Genomic DNA, 2,699 nt, shown 5'->3' with positions numbered 1-2,699 from the left:
CTCCCTTATTTTAAAAAATCTGAGCATAATGAAAGAATTAAAAATGAATATCATGGACAACATGGCCCGTTAAATGTCAGTGAGCTACGTTCAGATAATCCATACCAAAAAACCTTTATTGAGGCCGCTAAGCAGGTGGGTTATCCATTGAATGATGACTTTAATGGTGCTGAGCAAGAAGGCTTAGGTGTTTATCAAGTTACTCAAAAGAATGGTGAGCGCTGGAGTACGGCGCGAGGCTACTTAGTTCCGCATCTAGGTAAGCGCCCAAATTTACATGTCGTGACTCAAGCAAGTGTTTCGAAGATCGTCATTGAAAATGATCGGGCTGTCGGTGTTGAATATAAACACAAAGGTCAACATTTAACGATTCAGGTAAATAAAGAGGTCTTATTATCTGCTGGTGCTTTTCAGTCACCGCAAATATTAATGCTTTCAGGTATTGGACCACGCCAAGAATTAGAAAAACATGGGATTCCTGTTGTTAAAGATTTAGCGGGTGTTGGTGAAAACTTGCATGACCATCCAGATTTTATTTTCGCGTATAAAACTAAGCAAATGGATGGAACATTTGGGGTTTCGGTTGGTGGTAGTGTCGATTTAGTGAAGCAAATAGGGCGTTATCGTAAAGAGCGCCGTGGTTTGATCACCACTAATTATGCAGAATGTGGTGGTTTCTTAAAAAGTCGTCCTGAGCTAGATAAGCCGAACCTACAGTTGCATTTCGTGATTGCAGTGGTGGATAACCATGCTCGAACCATGCATACAGGTCATGGTATTTCATGCCATGTGTGTTTGTTGAATCCGCGTGCACGTGGTTCAGTTAAACTCAGTGGTAAAAATGCCGATGATCCATTGCTCATTGATTTTAAATTCTTAGAGGATGAACAAGATCTTCAGGATATGGTTGATGGTTATAAAGTCACGCAAAAGTTAATGAATGCACCTGCTTTAAGTGAAAAAATTAAAGAAGATATGTTTACAGCCAATGTGCAGTCTGATGATGAAATTCGTGAGATTTTACGCCAACGTGTTGACACGGTGTATCACCCAGTCGGCAGTTGTAAAATGGGCGTGGATGATATGGCCGTGGTTGATCCTGAACTGAAAGTGTATGGTGTCCAAGGTTTGCGTGTGGTTGATGCGTCGATTATGCCAACCGTCGTAAATGGTAATACCAATGCGCCAACGGTGATGATTGCTGAAAAAGCGGTGGATTTGATTCGTCAAACTTGGAAGTAAACTATAATTTACTGGAGCTAAGGTAGAAATATCTTAGCTTTTTTCATTTTCAGTGTTGCTGCGAGGCGTTTCCAGCATACGCGGAAAAGTGAAGTTATAATCTTGTAGTGCTGACTTAATTGCTGCGATATATAGATATTTAGGTCATAGTTTTTGACAATCATCCTTGTCAGGATTGGGTCGTATGTTGTTTGCTAGCCTTTGTAATAGATCAAAGTGCTACAGTTAAACAATGGGAATAAAACAAAAAAGGAAAGCATCCTATGAAATCTCTAGTTTGTCATAATGCACAGCTACAACTTGAAGATTCACTTGAACTCATTCCGACGAAAGGGCAGGTGTTACTTGAAGTGGTACGTTGTGGTATCTGTGGTTCAGATTTACACATGCAGCATCACTGTGATCATATGCATGATTTGGCAGCACGTGTGGGTTTCGATGGAGTTGCGAAATCCTCGGATAAATTGGTTTTCGGGCATGAGTTCTGCGGTAAAGTCTTGGATTATGGTCCAAAAACACGCCGTAAATTAAAAGAAGATACTTTAGTTTGTGCAATGCCACTCTTAAATGTTGATTCACAGGGTTATATGCCTACAGGACTTTCAGCGATTGCATCAGGAGGATATGCAGAACAAGTCTTGGTTCAATCGAGTTTGATGTTTGAAGTTCCAAATGGTTTAGATGCCGATAGTGCAGCGTTGACTGAGCCAATGGCTGTTGCTTTACATGCGGTACGTCGTAGTCGAATCAAGAAAAATGAGCCTGCAATTGTCATTGGCTGCGGCCCTGTTGGTTTGGGTGTGATTATTATGCTCAAAGCAGCGGGCGTTAAAACTGTCGTTGCTAGCGATTTTTCACCGAATCGACGTCGTTTGGCTGAACAGTGTGGCGCAGATATCTTGATTGACCCTAAACAACAATCTCCATTTAGCAGTTGGAAAGAGCTTGGCTTATTGGGTAACGTCTCTGAAGCAATCAATATGGGGATGGGAATTTTTGATAAAGTTCAGACCTACTCATTACCTTGGGTCAATGCGATGCGCGTAGGCGATAAGCTCGGTTTATTACCGAAACGTCCTGTGATTTTTGAATGTGTTGGCGTGGCTGGAATCATGCAGCAAATTTTAGAAGGTGCGCCATTGTTCTCGCGTATTGTCGGCGTTGGTGTCTGTATGCAAAGCGATAAAATCGAACCTGCATTGGCAATCAACAAAGAGTTGGAAATCCAATATGTACTGGGCTATACACCGCTTGAGTTTCGTGACACGCTACATATGATTGCTGAAGGTAAAATTGATGTCTCACCGCTGATTACGGGTGTGGTTGGTTTGGAAGGTGTGGGGAATGCCTTTGATGCTTTACGTGATCCTGAACAACACGCAAAAATTTTGATTGATCCTAAAAAATTAGGCTCAGATATTCAGTTGATTTAATTTTAATCTTGGTAATAAAAAAGC

At 41.3% G+C, this 2,699-nt stretch carries 2 protein-coding genes; both read left to right on the top strand.

The genetic code is table 11. From position 1 onward, the window contains the following. Window positions 1-1,242, top strand: a 1,242-nt coding sequence (locus B4237_RS13225) for a GMC family oxidoreductase (protein WP_286943522.1), incomplete at its 5' end; no start/stop codon positions are given. Window positions 1,243-1,505: 263 nt separating this feature from the next. After that, window positions 1,506-2,675, top strand: coding sequence for a zinc-binding dehydrogenase (locus B4237_RS13220; protein WP_286943520.1), 1,170 nt, complete (start codon window positions 1,506-1,508; stop codon window positions 2,673-2,675). The last annotated feature ends 24 nt before the right edge of the window (window positions 2,676-2,699 follow it).

It is taken from the genome of Acinetobacter sp. UBA6526 (genome assembly GCF_002434875.1).
In the GTDB taxonomy this organism is placed as follows: Bacteria; Pseudomonadota; Gammaproteobacteria; order Pseudomonadales; family Moraxellaceae; genus Acinetobacter; species Acinetobacter venetianus.
The sequence above is the reverse complement of the archived record's forward strand: the minus strand, read 5'-3'. Positions and strand labels throughout refer to the sequence as shown.